This window comes from Pseudomonas anguilliseptica (assembly GCF_021375795.1).
In the GTDB taxonomy this organism is placed as follows: domain Bacteria; phylum Pseudomonadota; class Gammaproteobacteria; order Pseudomonadales; family Pseudomonadaceae; genus Aquipseudomonas; species Aquipseudomonas anguilliseptica_A.
Window position 1 is genome coordinate 105,424 of sequence record NZ_JAEIOI010000006.1, and the last position, 19,763, is coordinate 125,186.

The 19,763-nt window shown below is 61.8% G+C and carries 21 protein-coding genes and 2 pseudogenes; 10 read left to right on the forward strand and 13 right to left on the reverse strand.

The features are described from left to right. Positions 1-16: 16 nt before the first annotated feature. Positions 17-1,669 carry a phosphoglucomutase (alpha-D-glucose-1,6-bisphosphate-dependent) gene (gene pgm / locus IOD17_RS17620; RefSeq protein WP_233686334.1) on the reverse strand — a complete coding sequence of 551 codons (1,653 nt, stop codon included), beginning with the start codon at positions 1,667-1,669 and terminating at the stop codon, positions 17-19. A 128-nt stretch (positions 1,670-1,797) separates the two neighbouring features. Here pgm and IOD17_RS17625 point away from each other — a divergent pair, with 128 nt between their 5' ends. After that, positions 1,798-2,331 (forward strand): hypothetical protein, encoded by a 534-nt coding sequence (locus tag IOD17_RS17625; protein WP_233686335.1) that lies wholly within the window; start codon positions 1,798-1,800, stop codon positions 2,329-2,331. 18 nt (positions 2,332-2,349) lie between these two features. On the opposite strand, the gene IOD17_RS17630 is transcribed toward IOD17_RS17625, so the two are convergent. The 3 genes from IOD17_RS17630 to IOD17_RS17640 are packed head-to-tail and all read right to left on the reverse strand — an operon-like array spanning position 2,350 to position 4,309. Continuing rightward, positions 2,350-2,583: an anti-sigma factor family protein gene (locus tag IOD17_RS17630; RefSeq protein ID WP_233686336.1), complete on the reverse strand. Its 234-nt coding sequence runs from the start codon at positions 2,581-2,583 to the stop codon at positions 2,350-2,352. Further along, a complete protein-coding gene (locus IOD17_RS17635; protein ID WP_233686337.1) occupies positions 2,577-3,188 on the reverse strand; it encodes an RNA polymerase sigma factor in 612 nt (203 codons plus the stop codon). Before IOD17_RS17635 ends, IOD17_RS17630 begins: the two co-directional genes overlap by 7 nt. After that, positions 3,188-4,309, reverse strand: coding sequence for a beta-ketoacyl-ACP synthase III (locus IOD17_RS17640; RefSeq protein WP_233686405.1), 1,122 nt, complete (start codon positions 4,307-4,309; stop codon positions 3,188-3,190). The genes IOD17_RS17635 and IOD17_RS17640 overlap by 1 nt, the downstream gene beginning before the upstream one ends. A gap of 350 nt (positions 4,310-4,659) precedes the next feature. Between IOD17_RS17640 and IOD17_RS17645 the strand changes: the two genes are divergently transcribed. From IOD17_RS17645 to IOD17_RS17655, 3 genes are all read left to right on the forward strand, one after another. Beyond that, complete coding sequence (locus IOD17_RS17645) at positions 4,660-5,733, forward strand: hypothetical protein (RefSeq protein ID WP_233686338.1); 1,074 nt, start codon at positions 4,660-4,662, stop codon at positions 5,731-5,733. Positions 5,734-5,870: 137 nt separating this feature from the next. Further along, the gene (locus IOD17_RS17650; protein WP_233686339.1) at positions 5,871-6,482 is read left to right on the forward strand and encodes a LysE family translocator; all 612 of its coding nucleotides are present in this window, start codon (positions 5,871-5,873) and stop codon (positions 6,480-6,482) included. Between the two features lie 29 nt (positions 6,483-6,511). Next, positions 6,512-7,240, forward strand: coding sequence for a substrate-binding periplasmic protein (locus tag IOD17_RS17655; RefSeq protein WP_233686340.1), 729 nt, complete (start codon positions 6,512-6,514; stop codon positions 7,238-7,240). 27 nt (positions 7,241-7,267) lie between these two features. Here IOD17_RS17655 and IOD17_RS17660 read toward each other — a convergent pair whose 3' ends face one another. Both IOD17_RS17660 and IOD17_RS17665 read right to left on the reverse strand, forming a co-directional pair. Next, positions 7,268-8,602, reverse strand: a complete 1,335-nt coding sequence (locus tag IOD17_RS17660) for an FAD-dependent oxidoreductase (RefSeq protein ID WP_233686341.1) — start codon at positions 8,600-8,602, stop codon at positions 7,268-7,270. A gap of 82 nt (positions 8,603-8,684) precedes the next feature. Next, positions 8,685-9,443: an SDR family NAD(P)-dependent oxidoreductase gene (locus IOD17_RS17665; protein ID WP_233686342.1), complete on the reverse strand. Its 759-nt coding sequence runs from the start codon at positions 9,441-9,443 to the stop codon at positions 8,685-8,687. A gap of 140 nt (positions 9,444-9,583) precedes the next feature. Here IOD17_RS17665 and IOD17_RS17670 point away from each other — a divergent pair, with 140 nt between their 5' ends. Beyond that, positions 9,584-10,486, forward strand: coding sequence for a LysR family transcriptional regulator (locus IOD17_RS17670; protein ID WP_233686343.1), 903 nt, complete (start codon positions 9,584-9,586; stop codon positions 10,484-10,486). Positions 10,487-10,511: 25 nt separating this feature from the next. Here the strand turns inward: IOD17_RS17670 and IOD17_RS17675 are convergent, their stop codons facing one another. Next, positions 10,512-10,937: a 3-isopropylmalate dehydratase gene (locus IOD17_RS17675; protein ID WP_233686344.1), complete on the reverse strand. Its 426-nt coding sequence runs from the start codon at positions 10,935-10,937 to the stop codon at positions 10,512-10,514. A gap of 93 nt (positions 10,938-11,030) precedes the next feature. Next, positions 11,031-11,468, reverse strand: a complete 438-nt coding sequence (locus tag IOD17_RS17680) for an HIT family protein (RefSeq protein ID WP_233686345.1) — start codon at positions 11,466-11,468, stop codon at positions 11,031-11,033. 178 nt (positions 11,469-11,646) lie between these two features. Between IOD17_RS17680 and IOD17_RS17685 the strand changes: the two genes are divergently transcribed. Together IOD17_RS17685 and IOD17_RS17690 are read left to right on the forward strand one after the other, a co-directional pair. Further along, positions 11,647-12,351, forward strand: coding sequence for a glutathione binding-like protein (locus IOD17_RS17685; RefSeq protein ID WP_233686346.1), 705 nt, complete (start codon positions 11,647-11,649; stop codon positions 12,349-12,351). A 171-nt stretch (positions 12,352-12,522) separates the two neighbouring features. Continuing rightward, on the forward strand, positions 12,523-12,849 hold the full coding sequence (locus IOD17_RS17690) for a hypothetical protein (protein WP_233686347.1): 327 nt from the start codon (positions 12,523-12,525) through the stop codon (positions 12,847-12,849). Between the two features lie 143 nt (positions 12,850-12,992). Here IOD17_RS17690 and IOD17_RS17695 read toward each other — a convergent pair. Beyond that, positions 12,993-13,061, reverse strand: a pseudogene (locus tag IOD17_RS17695) (DUF1348 domain-containing protein); the annotation flags it as partial. A 94-nt stretch (positions 13,062-13,155) separates the two neighbouring features. Then, positions 13,156-14,073: a LysR family transcriptional regulator gene (locus tag IOD17_RS17700; protein ID WP_233686348.1), complete on the reverse strand. Its 918-nt coding sequence runs from the start codon at positions 14,071-14,073 to the stop codon at positions 13,156-13,158. 118 nt (positions 14,074-14,191) lie between these two features. On the opposite strand from IOD17_RS17700, the gene IOD17_RS17705 reads away from it, so the two are divergent. Next, a complete protein-coding gene (locus IOD17_RS17705) occupies positions 14,192-14,521 on the forward strand; it encodes a nuclear transport factor 2 family protein (protein ID WP_233686349.1) in 330 nt (109 codons plus the stop codon). Next, a pseudogene (locus tag IOD17_RS17710) lies at positions 14,518-15,290 on the forward strand (SDR family oxidoreductase). Before IOD17_RS17705 ends, IOD17_RS17710 begins: the two are co-directional and overlap by 4 nt. Here IOD17_RS17710 and IOD17_RS17715 read toward each other — a convergent pair. The 3 genes from IOD17_RS17715 to IOD17_RS17725 all read right to left on the reverse strand — a co-directional run bounded on the left by IOD17_RS17715 (position 15,287) and on the right by IOD17_RS17725 (position 18,386). Continuing rightward, positions 15,287-15,790, reverse strand: a complete 504-nt coding sequence (locus IOD17_RS17715; protein WP_233686350.1) for a hypothetical protein — start codon at positions 15,788-15,790, stop codon at positions 15,287-15,289. The pseudogene IOD17_RS17710 and the gene IOD17_RS17715 overlap by 4 nt on opposite strands. Before the next feature lie 135 nt (positions 15,791-15,925). Next, the gene (locus IOD17_RS17720; protein ID WP_325175673.1) at positions 15,926-16,621 is read right to left on the reverse strand and encodes a tRNA (adenine(22)-N(1))-methyltransferase; all 696 of its coding nucleotides are present in this window, start codon (positions 16,619-16,621) and stop codon (positions 15,926-15,928) included. Between the two features lie 265 nt (positions 16,622-16,886). Further along, the gene (locus IOD17_RS17725; protein ID WP_233686351.1) at positions 16,887-18,386 is read right to left on the reverse strand and encodes a PLP-dependent aminotransferase family protein; all 1,500 of its coding nucleotides are present in this window, start codon (positions 18,384-18,386) and stop codon (positions 16,887-16,889) included. Between the two features lie 124 nt (positions 18,387-18,510). Between IOD17_RS17725 and IOD17_RS17730 the strand changes: the two genes are divergently transcribed. Continuing rightward, complete coding sequence (locus IOD17_RS17730) at positions 18,511-19,716, forward strand: NAD(P)/FAD-dependent oxidoreductase (protein WP_233686352.1); 1,206 nt, start codon at positions 18,511-18,513, stop codon at positions 19,714-19,716. The last annotated feature ends 47 nt before the right edge of the window (positions 19,717-19,763 follow it).

The window sequence follows — 19,763 nt, forward strand, 5'->3', positions numbered from 1 at the left end:
AGGCGTACCCAATGACTTATGCAGTGATCAAGGCCGCATCGACGATCTGCTGCGCCTCGCTGAAGATGCGCTGCAGGTGTGCCGCATCGCGGAAGCTCTCAGCGTAGATCTTGTAGATGTCCTCGGTGCCGGACGGCCGCGCGGCAAACCAGCCGCCCTCGCTGACCACCTTGATCCCGCCAATCGCCGCGCCGTTGCCCGGGGCCTTGTCGAGCACCTGGGTGATGGCATCGCCTGCCAATTCACGGCTGCTGATCTGCGCGGGCGAGAGTTTGCCCAGAGTTTTCTTTTGTGCGGGGGTTGCCGGCGCGTCTACGCGGTCGGCGTAAATGGCACCAAACTCATCGCTCAGGCCCTGATACAGCTCGCCGGGGTCACGCCCACAGACGGCGGTCATCTCAGCGGCCAGCAGGGCCAGGGCGATGCCGTCCTTGTCAGTGGTCCAGACCCGGCCATCACGGCGCAGGAAGGTCGCGCCAGCGCTTTCTTCGCCGCCAAAACCCAGCGAGCCGTCGAACAGGCCGCCGGCAAACCATTTGAAGCCTACCGGCACTTCCTGCATGGGCCGGCCCAGGCGCGCGCTAACGCGATCGATCATCGCGCTGCTGACCAGGGTTTTACCCACCGCCGCGCTGGCGCTCCATTGCGGCCGGTGCTGGAACAGGTAATCGATGGCCACACTGAGAAAGTGGTTGGCCGGCAGCAGGCCGACGCTCGGCGCGACGATGCCGTGGCGGTCGTAGTCGGTGTCGCAGGCAAACGCGATGTCGTAGCCGTTTTTCAGGCCAATCAGGCGCTGCATGGCGTGGCTTGAGGATGGGTCCATGCGGATCTGCCCGTCCCAGTCCAGGCTCATAAAGGCGAACTGCGGATCGATGACCTGACTCACCACATCCAGATTCAAGCCGTATTGTTCGGCGATGCGCCCCCAGTAATGCACGCCCGCACCGCCCAACGGATCGACACCCAGGCGCAGGCCTGCCGCGCGAATCGGCGCGAAGTCGATGACATTGCCCAGATCATTCACATAGCCGGCGAGGTAATCGTATGCCTGCACATTGGCCGCCTGCCGCGCCTGCGCCAGGGGCATGCGCTTGACCTCACGCAGGCCGCTTTCAAGCAGGGCATTGGCACGGTTCTGCACCCAGGTGGTGATATCGCTGTCGGCCGGGCCGCCGTTGCTGGGGTTGTACTTGAAGCCGCCGCAGTCCGGCGGGTTGTGCGACGGGGTGATGACGATACCGTCAGCCAGGCCCGAGCTACGGCCCTGGTTGTGCACCAGGATGGCCTGGCTGATGGCTGGTGTTGGGGTGAACTCGCCACCAGCGGAGATCATGGTCTGCACGCCATTGGCTGCCAGCACTTCAATCGCGCTTTCCAGCGCCGGGTGCGACAGCGCATGGGTGTCCGCGCCGATAAACAGAGGGCCACTGATGCCCTGAGCTGTGCGGTAATCGCAGATAGCCTGGCTGATCGCCAGCACATGAGTCTGGTTGAAGCTGTGCGCCAGGGAACTGCCACGGTGCCCGGAGGTGCCGAAGGCCACGCGCTGGCTGGCCACGCTGGGGTCCGGCTGCAGGTCGTAATAGGCCGCCAGCAACGCGGTTATGTCGGTCAACAAGGAAGCAGGAGCCGGCTGACCGGCCAGGGGATGAATACGCGCGCTCACAAAGACTCCGGAGAGGATAGGACCCAGCAAAGGTGCGCAGCTTAACAGGCCAAAGTGCCTAAACGCAGCGCCCCACACCGGGATTAGGCTATCCTTGCGCCCTTTTCCTTGACTGCAGGATGACCGCGATGAAAGCCCAGCTTGAAGAACTGATCAGCAAAATAAGCTCGGGCTGCATGCTGGCCGAAGAAGTCACGCGCATCGCCGATGAGGCCGCCCAGGCCTACGCCGACCCGCAGGCGTTTCTCGCCGCCAACCCGGACATCAATTACGACGACAGCTTCCCCATCCCGCTGGGCGAATGGGTGGTGGTCGGTAGCCTGCCGGAAACCGTGCTGTTCCAGGCCGACAGCTATGACGCGCTGTTCCAGCAGATCACCGAGTCCTTTGGCCCGCAAGTGAGCTTTGTGCTCAAACCCAAGCAACTGGTGAAGGTTGAACCGCTGAAAGCGCTGAACCGCATTCAGGTGCAACTGTCCAGCCTGTCGCCAGAAACCAAGGGCTATGTGTTGCTGGATTTCAGCGAACCGCTGGATGACGAGCTGCAAGCCGTACTGGTGTACAGCACAGACCTGGCTCGGGTGATGGAACTGGCAGTGGAGGTCGGCATCTACGCCGCACCAGCCTACGAGGCGCTAAAAGCTGCGCACGAAGCCGAATAAGACGCGAAGTCAGGTCAGTCAGGAATTATTGCGGCGCCACTCGGCCAGCTTGGCGGCCAACTGATCGAGTTCGGCGCTTTGCCCCGGCGGCAGTTGCCGCAGCACCGCCTGGCTCAGGCGCATCTGCTTGATAAACCGTCGGCAATGCTGACACATGGCCAGATGCAGACGCACCGACATGCGTTTACGCAGGCCTAGCTGGCCATCGAGAAAATCGCTGGAGTGGGCAACCAACTCCTTACAGCTCAACATTGGCCAGTCTCCTCAAAATGCTCCAGGGTGGCGAATACCTTGAGACGCGCTCGGTGCAACAGCACCCGCACATTGGAGAGTGAGACGTCTAAAACATTACAGATTTCTTCCAGCTCCAAGCCTTCACGTTCACGCAAGTGCAACACACTGCCTTGCAGCTCGGACAAACTGGCTAAGGTTTTCTCCAGGCACTCACGCAACTCGTCCTCAGTGAGCAACGCATCCGGGGAGTCGTGGTGCCAGGCATGCGGTGCCAACAACCAGTGGCCGTCACCGCTGAAGCGTTCATCCCCGACAGTACCGTGGGGTGAAGGGATGTCATCCAGCAACACTTCACGCCGGTTGTGCTTCAGTCGGGTTTTTGCGGTATTGGCGGTGATGGTCAGCAGCCAGGTCTTCAAGCTGGAGCGTGCCTGAAAACCATCGAGGTTGCGCACCACGGCCAGCCAGGCGTCTTGCACCACTTCATCGGCATTGCGGCTGCCGACAATGGCAAAGGCCACCGCGCGCATCGCCCCCTGATAGGTGGCGACCAGCTCGCGGTAGGCCTTTTGCTCACCGGCGCGTAAACGCGTGAGCAGCGCCTGATCGGCCGGGTAATCCATCAATGTTTGCGCAGGATCACGCTACCAATCGAGTAACCCGCACCGAACGAGCTGAGCACACCCAGAGCGCCGCTCGGCAAGTCTTCCTGGTATTTGTGCAGGGCAATCACCGAACCGGCCGAACTGGTGTTGGCGTAGGTGTCGAGAATCACCGGCGCTTCGCCTGGCTCAGCATCACGGCCGAGCAGCTTGCGCGCGATCAGCAGGTTCATATTGAGGTTGGCCTGGTGCAGCCAGAAGCGCTTCACATCGCCGACGTTCAGCTTGTTCTCGGCCAGGTGCGCGGCAATCAGCTCGGCAACCATCGGGCAGACATCCTTGAATACCTTGCGGCCTTCCTGGACGAACAGCTTGTCACGGGCGCCAACGCCCTCTTCCGCACAGCGGTTGAGGAAGCCGAAGTTGTTGCGGATGTTATTGCTGAACTGGGTGATCAGCTTGGTGCCGACGATATCGAACTGATAATTCGAGGTGGCTTGGTCGGCACGCTCGATAATCACCGCCGTGGCGGCGTCACCGAAGATAAAGTGGCTGTCGCGGTCACGGAAGTTCAGGTGGCCGGTGCAGATTTCCGGGTTGACCATCAGGATCGCGCGGGCCTGGCCCAGCTGCACACTGTTGGCCGCAGCCTGGATGCCGAAGGTGGCCGAGGAACAGGCCACGTTCATGTCATAGCCGAAACCTTGGATGCCCAGCGCGGCCTGCACTTCAATCGCCACTGCCGGGTAGGCGCGTTGCAGGTTGGAGCAGGCGACGATCACGCCGTCGATATCCGCCGCCGTTTTGCCGGCACGCGCCAGGGCGTCCTTGGCAGCGCCTACGGCCATTTCGCAGAGGATGCCCCAATCTTCGTTACTGCGTTCCGGGATGCGTGGCGCCATGCGTTTGGGGTCGAGGATACCGGCCTTGTCCATGACAAAGCGGCTCTTGATGCCGGAGGCTTTTTCAATAAAACCGCTGCTCGACTCGCTCAGCGCTTCGACTTCACCGCTGGCGATGGCCGCCGCGTTTTCGGCATTGAACTGCTGTACATAGGTGTTGAACGACTCGACCAACTCATCGTTGGAAATACTGTTAACCGGGGTATAGAGGCCGGTACCACTGATCACGACGTTATGCACAGTCATTCCTCTTGTTCTTCGCCGCAGGCAGCGGCCAGTTATGCAATGCGCCCAGGGCTATGCGGCCATGGGCAAAAATGGGCTGACAGGCTCAGCAAACTCGATCCATGAAACGTCCTGTTACGGGCTTCGGAGTTTGCCACAGCCAGGGGGCGTTCGTCCGCTCAGCACGTCAGGCCGATTGCAACAAGCGGTCGGCTATTGAGGCAAAGATGCTCGCAACGTCGCGCAAGACACATCCCGCCAACGCCCTCGCACTGGCGCTTGAACCGCCTCACCCATCCGGGCGATAGAGGATTGTCGGACAATCTATATGCTCGCCTTTCCCAATAACAAGAAAGGGTTTCGCCATGCGCAAGCTGCTGCTATTGCTGATGCTGAGTTTTACCTCCCTGAGCCATGCCGCCGTGGGTGTGTTCCCCGACAGCACCTTCCAGAACCTCGACCATGGCCTGTACTGGTTCGGTTATGGCGACAGCTGGCAGAAGGCCGTGCCCGGGCAGAGCAATGCCTATTACGTGGCCAGCAAGCCGACGCTGATCTATATCCACGGTTGGCAGAATGGCTCGACGCAGAAGAAGAACCGCGAAACTTTCAACCGCAAGGATGCTGGCGGACCCGACCTGGACCTGGCCAACGCCTGGCTGGCGGCGGGCTACAACGTCGGCGTGTTGTACTGGAACCAGTTCGCCGATGAAGGTGAAGTGAAGGACGCCGAAGCCAAGATCTGGACCGCCAGCGGCCCACGCGCCATGCGCTGGCGCAACAGCAGCGGGGTTTACAGCACAGGCCCAACTCAATCGGCCAGCGACCTGTTGTTCAACAGCTACAAAGCCAACCTGGCTGGCTACAGCGGCAGCAATATCCGCATTGCCGGACATTCGCTGGGCAACCAGATGGCCATCGTGCTGACCAAGAAAATCAGCGATGCGGTCAGCGCCGGTACGGTTAACAGCAAACTGCTGCCCAAGCGCGTTGCCCTGCTCGATCCCTTCTACTCCAACAACGCGAAAAGCTATCTGGGTAACAAATGGGTCGGCGAAGTCTGCCGCACCTATGTCAGCGAGCTGAAAACCAAAGGCGTGATCTTCGAGACCTACCGCACCTCCGGAGCCAGCAGCACCGGTTTTATCGGCGACAGCAACACCGGGCTGATGAACATGACCGCCTTCAGCGAACTCAAGCCCTGGTACTTCAACGCCACACAGCTGACCGAGAAACACAATGCAGCAGTCTGGCACTACCTGTGGTCGTTCAGCAGCAACCCGCCACTGATCAGCGGCACCAGCAACCAGGCCGCCTCGGCGAAAACCAGCGACAGCCGCATCACTACTCTGATGAACGGCAGCAAGAAACTGGTGCAGGACCAGGGCGCCTACAGCAAGGAGCCGTCCGACGACAACTTCAAGGAGGCCAATCGCTGATTACCATGCGCCGCCCAGGTTGATCGTGATGGCCGTGCGACTCAAGTCGGCTTGACTATCCGGGCACAGCATGAAAAAACAGAGGCACGCAGGGCCGCGCAAGGCCCTGCACTCCCCCGCCTCTGGATACCTGTCTTATGGCCCTGCATACCTGGCTGCTCTTTGTTACAGCGGTGTTCGGCCTGGCGTTGACGCCCGGCCCCAACGGCCTGCTCGCCCTCAGCCATGGCGCACTGTATGGCCATCGCAAAACCCTGTTCACAGTCAGTGGCGGCGTGCTCGGTTTTACCCTGCTGATGGCCTTGTCGATGCTCGGCATCGGCACCTTGCTGCAAGCCTCGGCACAGGCACTGACCATTCTCAAATGGCTCGGCGGCGCCTACCTGATCTGGCTGGGCATTCAACTCTGGCGCGCGCCACCTCTGCACCTGAGCATGGCCGAGAAAGCCGAGGCGCAAAGAGACCTCAAACTGTTCCGTCAGGGTCTGCTGTCGGCACTGTCCAACCCCAAGGTAATCCTGTTCTTCGGCGCGTTTCTGCCGCAATTTCTCGACCCACGCGGTGACCTCTGGCTGCAGTTCGCCATCATGGCGCTGACCTTTGCCGTGGTCGAAGGCAGTGTCGAATACCTGCTGGCACGCATGGCCCATCGCGTTCGGCCCTGGCTGCAACGCAGTGGCAAAGGCTTCAACCGTTGCTGCGGCGGGTTGTTTGCACTGATGGGCGCCGCCCTGCCGATGACCCGCTGAACCGTCTCGGCCAGACAGGACCCGCCCCGGTGCTCAAGCTGTTGCCCGCACTGCTGTTGCTCGTCTTGAGCCACAACGCATACGCCGAAGAACGGGCGCTGCGTTTCTCGATCAACGACAGTTGGGCCATGCCCATGGTGCACATCGAAAACGGCCAGGCCGTGGCTGGCATTCTCGTTGACCTGCAACAGCGTCTGGCAGCCAAGGTGGGGCGCGATGCTGAACTGTTGGTGATGCCACGCCTGCGCGTACAACATGCACTGGATAACGGCGAAATCGATGTGCGCTGCTACGTCAGCCCGAACTGGGTCAACGGTGGCCACTACCGCTATATCTGGAGCCTGCCCTTTATGACCCAGCGCGATGTGCTCGTCGGCACCCGCGAAGCAAATCTGCAAGCCGAACAACTGTATGGCGAGCGCCTAGGCACCGTACTCGGCTTCGCCTATCCACGCCTGGAGCCGCTGTTCGCCAGCGGCCAGTTGCAGCGCGAAGACGCCCGCACCCAGGACCTGGCGCTGCTCAAACTGAGCGCTCACCGTTACCAGTACGCCATCAGCAATGAACTCTCGCTGCACTGGTTCAACCGCCAGCAACCCACAGGACAGAAGCTACACATCCTCAGTGAAATAGCCTCAGACCCGATTGCTTGCATTATCCGCGACGCCCCCGACGTCCCCACCACAGCCCTGCTGCGTGCCATGGTGCAGATGAAACAGGCTGGCGAGTTCGACGAGCTGCTGGCGCGCTACCGCTGAGCCAGTAACAAGCGCCACGCCAATGGCTCAAGCCACCGGCAGTGGCGCAACATCCGGAGAAGTCGCAACGTCATCCAAGCCCTGCTCCTCAGGTTGGCCATTCCAGACCTGCAACGGCCGTTCGGCATCGCTCAGCAGCCAACCACTGCGCCCACCTACCAGGGTGCTGACTGCATGGGCGCGGCCTAGCGGGTTGTGCCGCGCCAGCAGCAACACACTGTCACGCAACCAGGCCAGGCTGCGGCTGTGGGATTGGAACAGCGGAGTCAGCAAGCGGCTGGCTTGGCGGTAATAACGCAGGTGATCACGCCGGCTGCTGGCGTAGGCGGCGAATACCGCTGACCAGTCGCAGTCGCTTGGCGTGCGTTGTGTGGTGACGGCTGCGGATAAAGCTGCCGCATCCACCAGGGCCATATTCGCGCCCTGGCCGAGCTGCGGGCTCATGGCATGGGCGCAGTCGCCGATGGCGATTACCCGGCCATCGTGCCACTGCTGCATGCGCACATCGGCATACACCGCCTGGCTCAGTTGCTCGGGACGTTCGATCAGCTCAACAAAGGGTTCAGCAGCGCTGCCGGCCAGTTGCAGCACCTGGGCTTTCCAGGCAGCCAGGCCGGCTTCACGCCAGGCGTCGAACTGCGCCACCGGCAGGCTCCAGAATAGGCTGCTCAGAGGCTGCTCGCGATTATCGTGAGTACGCCCGGTGGGCATGATGCCGAACATCTGCGCGCAGTCCCGATACCACTGGCGTAGGTCCGTGGCATCCGGTGCGGTTGGTGACAAAGCCGGGGTCGGCACAATGCTCCACAGCGCGCCCCAGGGATAAGGCTGCAGCCACTGCTTGACCTGCATCTGCCCGCGCAGGGCCGAACGCACGCCGTCAGCCAGCACCAGCGCGGCAAACTCGCCGAATGGCTGCTCGACGCCCTGTTCGTCCTGGCGATACAGCTGCACATGGTTGCCGTGTTGGCTGAAGCGGCTGATATGCACGCCGGTTTCAATCTGCACACCCGCCTGCCGCGCCGCGTTGAGCAAGGCTGTGAGCAATACGCTGCGGTGAATGCCCATGCCGAAACTGCCGGGCTGCCAATGCGCGTAACGGGTATCGAGAATCACCCGGCCAGTAGCCGAAGTACCGTACAAACGACTGACAGGAGCGCCCAGGCCGCTGCACTCGGCAAACAGTCCCAGCTGCTGCAAAACCGCCAGCCCCGAAGGTTGCAACAACACCCCGGCACCGACCGGCTGCAGCTGCGGCACCCGCTCCAGCAGGCGCACGCTGAACCCCTGGCGGGCGAGGAACAACGCTGTGGCCAACCCCGCCGTACCAGCCCCGACAATGGCAATCGGCAATCCCTTCACGACCCGTCTCCGTTAGTAAACCGAGCGGATTCTACGCCTCTAGCCGATAAACACAGCCAGCCCGATCACAGGATGAACAGCGTCAAAGGAACATGCCACCCGAAGCCTCTATTCGCTGCCCGGTAATCCAGCGTCCGCCATCGCTTAGCAGCATGGCAATCGCACCACCAATATCGTCTGGCAGGCCGACTCGGCCCAGGGCCGTATTGGCCGCAATAAAGGCATTGACCTGGCTGTTGTCGCGCACCACGCCGCCGCCAAAGTCAGTCTCGATAGCGCCGGGAGCCAGTACGTTGACGCTGATCCCGCGCGGGCCCAGCTCCTTGGCCAGGTAGCGTGTCCACACTTCGATACCACCTTTCATCGCTGCATAGGCTGCATAACCCGGCAGACTGAAACGCGCCAGACCGGTAGAAATATTGACGATGCGCCCCTGCTCGGCGAGCAGCGGCAGCAATTGCTGAGTCAGGAAGAACGGCCCCTTGAGCTGGATATTCACCAGCTGATCGAACTGCGCCTCAGTGGTTTCGGCAAAGCTGGCGTGAATACCGATACCGGCGTTGTTGATCAGAAAGTCGAAATCGCTGCGGCCGAAGGTGCTCTGCAGCCCCGCCGTCACTGCTGCGGCAAACCCGGAAAAGCTGCTGCTCTGGCTGACATCCAGTTGCAGCATCAGCGCACGCGCGCCGAGTTGTTCGATCTCAACCGCTAGGCTCTGCGCATCCGCCGCCTGGCTGTGATAGGTGCCGATGATGTCGATGCCCTGGGTCGCCAGATGCAGGGCGGTGTTGCGCCCCAGGCCGCGGCTGGCGCCAGTAATCAGTGCGAGTTTACGAGTCATATGCGTGCTCCTTCAGTTGACTAGCAGTGCCGTGGTTGAAATCAGTGAGCACAGGTTATTGCTCGCTTTAAGCTGGATAAACTCAGCAAAATTGAAAACACTGATCATCATTCACGAACAATCCAGCGGAGCGCCTGCCCATGAATACCCTGGAACTGCTGCGCACCTTTGTCCGCGTCAACGAGCTGGCCAGTTTTACCCAGGCCGCCGACAGCCTTGGGTTGCCCAGGTCGAGCGTGTCGCAGCAGGTGCAAAGCCTGGAAGCCTTGCTCGGTACGCGCCTGCTGCACCGCACCACACGCAAGGTACAAGCGACTCAGGACGGCCTGGTGTTGTATGAGCGCAGCAAGGACATGCTGGCCAATATGGATGAGCTGGAAAGTCTGTTCCGCCAGGACGGCGCGCAGCTCAGCGGCCGCCTGCGTATCGATATGCCCACCGGCCTGGCGCGGCGCCTGGTAGCACCGCGGCTGGGAGAATTTACCGCGCAGCACCCTGGCATCGAACTGGAGATCAGCAGCAGCGATCGGCGCGTCGATCTGGTGCGTGAAGGCTTCGATTGCGTACTGCGCATCGGCGTGATCAATGAGCCCAGTCTGATCGTCCGACCGCTCGGCCAGTTGCCCATGGTCAACTGCGCCAGCAGCGCCTACCTGGCACGCTACGGCACACCACAGAGCCTTGATGACCTGGCCCAGCATCAACTGATCCACTACGTGCCGGTGCTCGGCAGTCGCTCAGACGGTTTCGAATACCTGGCAGGCAGCGTGCTGCAGCGGCTGTCGATGGCGGGGAATGTCACGGTGAATAACGTTGATGCCTATGAAGGCGCGTGCCTGGGCGGGCTGGGAATTATTCAGGCGCCGCTGCTTGGCGTCAGCGAGCTGTTGGCCAGTGGGCAGCTGCACAGCCTGTTGCCGGATTACCTGCCGCCGCCCATGCCGATCAGCCTGCTCTACGCCCAGCGCCGTCATCAGCCACAGCGGGTGCGGGTATTTATGCAATGGCTGGAGGGATTGCTGAGCGAACACACCGGCACCTGACGGGCAGGCACCGGCGCATCAGGCGTTACTGAGTCACCGGCAGAATGTCGAAACCCTTGCGGTTGTCGCTGACGATGCGGAAGTCCTGCTGCGTGCCTGGCTGAACCTTCACCGCTAGCTCGCGGCGCAGGCGGCCCATACCGCACAGGGTGTCGTCCATCTCGTCGATACCAATGCTCAGCACGCGGGTGCCGGCCGGCACCTGGAAACGAACCAGTTCCCCCACGCCAATACGCGCAGCCACTTTGCGATCCACCAGAACGGCCACATAGCAGCCCGCGCCCATACCGCCAAAATCGCGGTTCACCGATAACTGCCCGCCCTGCTCCAGCGGCTGCTGATAGCCCAACAGACGATCCGCTGGCACAGGCTTGATATGTTCGGGCGCAGCCTTCCAGGACGAACAGCCGGCCAACAGCAACAGCGGTAAAACGGCACCAATCAATCGCATGGGAGCCCTCCATGGGCGCAAGGAACAGCAAAGGAAACGCGCTTGAGTATTGCCGCAGCCGCAGCCGACCTCAAGTCGCGTTGTGCACGGTTTTCAGCCTGCGATACGTTTCAGCAGACGCGCCTGCAAGGCCGCCAACTCTTCCGGTTCAGCCTTGCCACCGGCGTGTACGCTGAGCTTCTCACCGGCATAGCGCGGCACGATATGCATATGGATGTGAAACACCGTCTGCCCGGCTGGTGCGCCATTGAACTGCGCCACCTGCACCCCGGCTGGCTCCAACTCGTCGACGATCACTCCCGTCAGCTTCTGCACCACGGCCATCACCTTGCTCAGGCTGTCGGCATCAATTTCCAGAATATTGCGCGCCGCCGAGCGCTTGGGTATCACCAGGGTATGGCCGAAGGACTGCGGGAAAACATCGAGGAAGGCCAGCACATCCTCATCTTCGTAGAGTTTGTAGCAAGGGGCCTCACCGCGGATGATCTGGGCAAAGATATTCTGACTGTCGTATTCGCCGTGCAGGCTCATATCGAGAAACTCCGTACAAGGTGGCGGAAAACTCGCACCATACCGGACTCGCTCGCACCCAGGGAACTGCTCACCATTGCCCAGAGCAATGGGCATTAACGAAACAATCGATTTTGTTCAGGCTGCCGGGCATGGTCTGATGCCTCGCATCCCTTTCTCGTCCAGATACGGAGCACGCATGACCGACCTTTCACGCTTCCCCATCACCCATAAATGGCCCGCTCAGCACCCCGAACGCCTGCAGTTGTACTCACTGCCCACGCCCAACGGCGTCAAGGCCTCGATCATGCTGGAAGAAATCGCTCTGCCCTATGAAGCGCACCTGGTCAGCTTCGACAGCAATGACCAGCTCAGCAGCGAATTCCTCTCGCTCAACCCCAACAACAAGATCCCGGCGATCCTCGACCCCAATGGCCCAGGCGGCAAACCGCTGGCGCTGTTCGAGTCCGGCGCGATTCTGATCTACCTGGCCGAGAAAAGCGGCCAACTGCTGGCCGAGGATGCCGCCACACGTTATGAAACCCTGCAGTGGCTGATGTGGCAGATGGGTGGTGTTGGCCCGATGTTCGGCCAGCTGGGCTTCTTCCATAAGTTCGCCGGCAAGGACTACCCGGACAAACGCCCGCGCGACCGTTACGTGGCGGAATCCCAGCGCCTGCTGAGCGTGCTGGAGCAGCGCCTGCAAGGCCGCAGCTGGATCATGGGCGAGGACTACAGCATCGCCGATATCGCCGTGTTCCCCTGGGTGAGAAACCTGGTGGGTTTCTACGAGGCTGGCGAGCTGGTGGAGTTCGAACGGTTCAGCAATGTGCAGCGCGTGCTGCAGGCCTTTATTGCCCGCCCGGCGGTGATCAAGGGGCTGGCCACGCCGGCGCGTGGCTAAGTCGCCCGTCAATCGCCTGTAAGCCAGGCTGCTTTGCACACGCGCAAGCAGCCTGGCAGAGCGCCATAAGCAGTTATGCGGGCAGGCGCACTCATGTATTCACCCAAGCCGCGTGACCTGGCCAGCGAACCGTGTAGAATCCCGCGCCCCAAAAATGCAGGAGACAACACGTTGGCCATTCACTACTCCGCTGCCCCAGACAATATCGCATGCGGACGCACAGGTTCGAACCTGAGCAGCACCCAGGATGTAACGCAAGTTTCCTGCAAACTCTGTCTGCGCAGCGTGGAAAAGGGCAGCGCTGAGCCTATCCGTAAAACCCCCAGCCTGGCTGAACTGAGAGCCGCCGCGAAGGCCGCCAAAGCGAGCCAGGCCGCAGCTGAAACAGCCCAAGCCAACACCGCCCTGAGCCCTCGCGCCGAATGGCAGAAACGCCTGGAGCAACTGCCTGGCAAACAGCGCTTGCCACGCGGAGTGGCTCGCCAAACCCTGGTATAAACAACCCCCTGCGGATGCTTCTGGCATCCGCTTTGGCCGCCTGCTGCTCACCAGCAGGCGGTCTCTCGCTGCACTAACCACCCTCTTCAGCTGCCACGCAGCGCTCTGGCTGTTGCTCTTCAAACCACACAACCTGACTGACGTTAAAGCCCCAGCTGCGAAAGCCCCGGATGGTCGTCAGGGCGGCGACCCAGTGGCCAGTGAAATTTGCGCCAGCAAGACTGACTGAAAGAATGACCGAACTGGTCCCAGCGTAGCGTTTGCGTACAGCCGCCTACCAGCGGGTAGCTGCAGCCAAGCGGGGAATTATGCCGATGGGTCTTTGCTGGGTAAGTTGCCTCGCGCCAACGCAGTGAATGCCTTGAGCGCGGCGGAGGGGTTGCGCCGGTTCGGGTAGTACAGGCACAGGTTGTCACGGGGCGGTGTCCACTCTTCCAGCACCCGTTCGAACTGTCCGGCGTCGAGTTCAGCCTGCACGTCCTGCTGCATAAAAAAGCCCAGCCCCACGCCTGCCTGCACCACCGCCTTGGCGACACTCGACTCATCCAGGGTGAGCTGGCCGTTCACATCAAGCCGGATCACCTCCCCCGCGCGTTCAAAATGCCAGGGGTAGATCGCCCCATTGGGTAGGCGGATGCGCATGCACTGATGCGTGAGCAGGTCCGCCGGGCTAAGCGGCCGGCCGTGCTGGGCGAAATACGCGGGCGAGCCGACCACGGCGTAGCGTTGTGGCTCGCCGATTGGGATCACGATCATGTCGCTGGGCACCAGACTCTCAGCGCGCACGCCAAGATCGAAACCGTCGGCGACGATGTCCACCAGGCGGCCTTCGGTCACCAGGTCGATATGCACCTTCGGGTAACGCTGCAGAAACGCCAACACCAGCGGCAGCAGCGTGGCGCGGGCGGCACTGGCGAACGCATTGATGCGCAGCACACCCGACGGCCCGGCATTGTGCGAACGCACCGCTTCCAGCGCTGCACGTACGTCCTGCAGCGCCGGGCCGACCTGCTCCAGGTACATCGCCCCCGCCTCGGTCAGCGACACGCTGCGGGTGGTGCGATTGAACAGCCGCGTTTCGAGGCTCGCCTCCAGCTTGGCAATGGTGTTGCTCAATGCTGTGGTCGACACATCCAGGTCGATGGCTGCTTGCCGGAACGACGCCCGGCGTGCCACGGCCAGCACCGCTTCCAGCTCATTGAGACCAAGGCGCGAATCTGCCATGCAATTGTCCTGATATTCGGGATAGGTCGTTAACCTCTATCCCAGTTGAGCAAACTATCAAGCGAGCGGCAAGATCACTGTCGTAAACCCCCAACCCACTGTGAGAGGAGATCAGGCCATGAACCTGCACCTGCCTGACGCCGTTCAGACCTACTTTGATGTGAGCAATGGCGGCAACATCTCGCGCCTTGCTGCCTGTTTCTGCGCGGACGCCAGCGTGACCGACGAGAACCGCACGCACCAGGGCATTGCCGCCACCGCAGCCTGGCAACAGGACGCCCGCCAGACCTTCACCTACAGCGTCGAGCCGCTGACGGCGACGCAGAATGACGATTCGCTAAGTGTCACGGCGCGGTTGGTCGGCAACTTCCCTGGTAGCCCGCTGCAACTGAATCATCTGTTTCTGCTGCAGGACAGCCAGATCCGCTCACTGGAGATCGCACCATGAACCTCGACCTGAGCGGTAAACGCGTGCTGATTACCGGCGGCACCAAAGGCGTCGGTCGCGCACTGGTCGAACTGTTGCTTGCAGAGGGGGCACAGGTGCTGACTTCCGCCCGGCAGGCCAGCAGCGACCTACCGGCTGAGCTGTTCGTGCAGGCCGACCTCTCTACCGCTGAAGGTTGCGCAACACTGGTAGCCGCAGCCAAGCAACGGCTGGGCGATGTGGACATCATCGTCCACGTCCTGGGCGGCTCATCGGCACCCAGCGGTGGCTTTGCGGTACTGGACGACGCGCAGTGGCAACGCGAACTCAACCTTAACCTGCTGCCGGCCGTGCGCCTGGACCGTGCCCTGCTCCCGGCGATGCTGCAGCGCCAGAGCGGGGTGATCATCCATGTGACCTCGATTCAGAACCGCCTGCCCTTGCCCGAAGCCACCACGGCTTACGCAGCGGCCAAGGCGGCGCTTTCAACCTACAGCAAAGCCTGTCGAAAGAAGTCTCACCACAAGGTGTACGTGTTGTACGGGTGTCACCGGGCTGGATCGAGACCGAAGCATCGGTGGCCCTGGCTGAGCGCCTGGCGCAGGAAGCCGGTACCGACTACGCCGGCGGCAAACGCATCATCATGGATGCCCTCGGCGGTATTCCGCTGGGCCGGCCGGCCAAACCGGCTGAGGTTGCGGAGCTGATTGCCTTCCTGGCCTCGCCTCGCGCGGCCGCCATCACTGGCAGTGAATTTGTGATCGATGGCGGAACAGTGCCAACCACCTAACGGTTGTACTCTGGACGGGTGCCGCTGCGCGCGTTCTTTTTCTGCAGGATCAGCGAGGCTTCGTTGTAGGCATTCTGGAACGCGTCACTGCCGATCCAGACCACCGCAGCGTCCTCGTCTTCATCGTGGAACATCCCGCGATAAACGATCAGCAGGCCCATCATAAAGTCGGTCGCCGCATCTTCTGCCTCTTCGGCAACCACCAGTTCCAGTACCGGGTATTGCAGAAACACCAGGCACATCGCCAGCAGGCTGATGCCTTCAGCCATCTTCATCGCCTGGAACAGGTCATCGAAATGTGCGGGGTCGAAGCCGTTTTCCTCGATATCTTTGAAATCGAAGGTACTCAGGTCGATTTCAACATCATCGAATGGCTCATTGATCAGCGGATTAGCCAGCACCGGGTGCAGCACATTGGCCTTGGACTTGCCCATGCGGTTCTGCTTGGCCTTGGCTTTCGCCCGTTGGGCGCGTTTTTGCTGTTTGTCTGAGGAAGCCATGCTGGCGAGATCCTTGTTCGGTGCAGCCATATTCATGGCCTGGTGTGATGATGGGCAGATTGTATTCAGTGTTGGCCGCATGCGCCTGCCAAGGGACAACTTCTTTGTGGCGGCGCGCTGCGGCGTTAATCCGGCTTACGCCAGCAACGCCATAATCCACTGCGTCTGCTGAGTGAGTTGCTGCACTTTCGCCTCAGGCACCGCCTGCCGAGCCCGGGCAAAGTCAGCCAGGGTCTGCTGCTTCAGACGCAACAAGCGTTGCCATTTGGCCAGGAATGCGGGGCTGCGCACCTGCATCTGCAACGGGCCAAAGTACAGTTCCTCGGCGCTGTAACTCACCGGGCCAGAGCGTTCGGCGACGATGATTTCGTAGGCAAAGCGGTTTTCCCGCAGCACCTCCTCACAGAGGATGCGGTAGCCATTGTCCATCAGCCATTGGCGCAGCGGCTGTTCACCGCCGTTGGGTTGCAGGATCAACCGCTCTTGGCCCGTCAGGCGCGCCTTGCCGCTGTCGAGGATGTCACGAATCCGCTCGCCGCCCATCCCGCAGATGCTGATCGCCGTGATGGCGTCGCCTGGCTCGATTGCCGCCAGACCATCGGCCAGACGCACGCTGATCTGTTGGGCAAAGTCATTCTCGCGCACGCTGCGCTCAGCGGCATAAAACGGCGTCACGGCCACCTCTCCCGCCACCGCAGCCTCGATGTGCCCACGGCGCATCAAGGCTACCGGCAGATAGGCGTGATCCGAGCCAATATCAGCCAAGCGCGCCCCAGCCGGCACATGCGCCGCTACACGCTCCAGGCGCATCGACAATGTCTGCTCGTTCAACTCCCGCCCCCTTTTCAGCATCGGCATTCGACCCGCTGGCCGAATTGGGGCGCGATTCTGTCGAGCCACGCTGTGTATGGCAAATTCTGGCGACCAGCGCTAAGTGCACGATCCGAGTCTGGGGTTCATGGTGCATCAGGCGTGAAACTTAGTGATCGGTAGCTCTCTGCAATAAGCGATCAGAAAACGATGTTCGAAAAACATATAGCTCCAGGTTTCCAAGTTTTTTGGTTGAAGCCCAGTTCTGCGTCAGGGTCGAACGACGCTATTGCAACAAGGCCACAGCAACTGCCTTGGCTGCATCTTCAATAGCGCGCTCATCATAAGGCGCAAACCCCAGCACCAGCCCCGGAGTGCGCGGCGCGACGCAATAGCGCGCCAGGGGCATGACGTCGATACCGGCGGTCTGCAGACGGGTAAACACCTCCTGTTCGTTATCCAGTTGTAGGCTGCAGGTGATATCCAGACCCGCGCGGATTTCCGGCACATCAATCAGCCCTTGCCAATGCCGCTGCGCCGATTCGGCGAAGGCCTCGGCGCGTGAGGCGTAGATTTTGCGCATGCGCCGTACATGGCGGTCGAAATGCCCCTCATGGATAAAGTCGGCCAGTACCGCTTGCGACAGGCTGTTGGCGTGGCGGGACATCAATGCGGCGGCGCGGGTAAAGCTGCCCAGCAGGTGCGCAGGCAACACCAGGTAGGCCAGGCGGATGGAGGGAAACAGCAGCTTGCTGAAAGTGCCAGCGAGGATCACCGACTGCTCCGCCGCCGGCATCGAGCGCAGTGCCGGAATCGGCTTGGCGATAAAACGGTACTCGCTGTCGTAGTCATCCTCGAAGATGTAGCTGCCATGCTGCGCCGCCCATTGCAACAACGCCAGACGCCGCGCGGGCGACAACTCACTGCCCAGCGGCGCCTGCCGTGACGGCGTGACATAGGCCAGCCGGGCATCGGGGGCCAGACGCACGCCCTCCTCCACTTGAATACCGAAGGCGTCCACCGGCACATTCACACGCTGCACGCCGGATACATCGATCAGCTGACGTGCGCCGGGATAGCCGGGATCTTCCATCCACACCTTGGAGTTGCCCGGTGCCAGCAAGCGCAGGCACAGGTCGAGCCCTTGCTGCACGCTATTGAGCACCAGAATTCGCTCGGCAGGCACCTGCACACCACGAGCGATGGCCAGGTAGCCGGCGATGGCTTCACGCAATGCCGGCAAACCACCGGGGTCCGAATCGAGCAGGATGGACAGCCGTGAGGCGCGCAGCTGCTGGATATGCAGTTTGCGCCACAGGTCGACCGGAAACGCTTGAACATCGCCCCGATGCGGAAAGAACGGGCGCAACCCCGGCGTCACCGAACGCCGCGCAAAGATTGGCGTAATCGCGTCCAGGCGTTCGATCCAGGGCGTGGCCGGCGGCGTGCGCGGCGCTTCTTGCGTGGCCACGACCTTGCGTCGCACATAGCCGGCGTTAAGCGTGGCATCCGGCAACACGGCACACACCCGCGTTCCACTGCCGGTCTGCGCCTCCAGATAACCTTCGGACAACAACTGCTGATACGCCGCCTGGGCCGTACCCCGCGCCAGCTTGTAGTGCTCGGCCAGTGCGCGCGTACTGGGCAGTTTGCTGCCAGCGGGCAGACGGCCGCCGAGGATGGCGCCGCGCAGCGCCTCATATAACCAGCGCTGCAGGCTGACACCCGGCTCGGGAGTGCCCAGCGGCAGGAAGAGCACCTGCGGGGGTGATTTTTCGGCAGGCATGGCCACTCCAAAGTGGACTAATCAGTTCAAGCAAGAATGGATCAATACCCTGATCCAAGCCAGAGGCAGAATCACTCCCGTCGTCAGCCAACAGCCTTTCTCTTCACTGCGGGAACCTACCCATATGAAACAGCAAATCCTGATCATCGGTGCCGGCTTTGCCGGTATGTGGAGTGCACTCAGCGCCGTGCGCCTGCTCGATCAACAACAGCGTCTGGACGTCAACGTCACCCTGCTGGCGCCCCAGGCGGAACTGCGTGTGCGGCCACGCTTTTATGAGCCCGAGCTGGCCAGCACCGTCGCCCCGCTCGGCCCGCTGTTCGACGCTGTGGGTGTGCACTTCGTCCAGGGCAGCGCCACGCAGATTGATGCCGCCAACAAGCGTGTCAGCTACCGCGACGCATCGGGTACCGAGGCCGAACTGAACTATGACCGCCTGATTCTTGCCTCTGGCAGTCAGGTGGCGCGTCCACCCCTGGAGGGCATTGAGCGCTTTACCTTCGATGTCGACAGCCTGGAGTCGGCGCAGCGTCTCGACGTTCATCTGCAGGGACTGGCGCAGCAGCCGGAGAGCGCAGCACGCAACACCGTGGTGGTGGTCGGCGGCGGCTTTACCGGTATCGAAACCGCCAGCGAAATGCCAGCTCGCCTGCGCGCCATCCTTGGTGAACAGACCGACATTCGCGTCATCGTGGTGGACACGGCCAAGCAGATTGGCGCGGCCATGGGCGAGGCAATCGCCGCAGTCGTCGCCGAAGCCAGCGCCAGCCTGGGCGTCACCTGGCGGCTCGGCAGCCCGGTGTCCAAGATCACTGAGCACGGTGTGCAACTGGGTAACGGCGAACGCATTGCCGCCAGTACGGTGATCTTTGCCGTGGGCGTGAAAGCCTCGCCGCTGACCCAGCAGATCAACGGCGAACGCGACGCACATGGCCGCCTGCACGTGGACCGCAACCTCAAGGTACTCGGCCAGGATGCCATCTACGCAACCGGCGACACTGCCTACGCCGCCGTGGATGACCTCGGTAATCACGCCCTGATGACCTGCCAGCATGCGATTGCCCTGGGCCGCTCGGCCGGCAACAACGCGGCGGCGGATCTGCTCGGTGTCGAGCCGATTGCCTACAGCCAGCCCAAATACGTCACCTGCCTGGACCTGGGTGCCTGGGGCGCGGTGTTTACCGAGGGCTGGGAGCGCAAGGTGCTGTTGACCGGCCAGGAAGGCAAGGCGCTGAAAACCCAGATCAACACCCAGTGGATCTACCCACCGGCAGCGGATCGGGCAGTTGCCCTGGCCGCAGCAGACCCGCTGATCCCGGTGGTGGCGTAACGCCAGGCAGCACGCTGAGCAACCCCGCCTGGCGCGTTGCTTCAGGC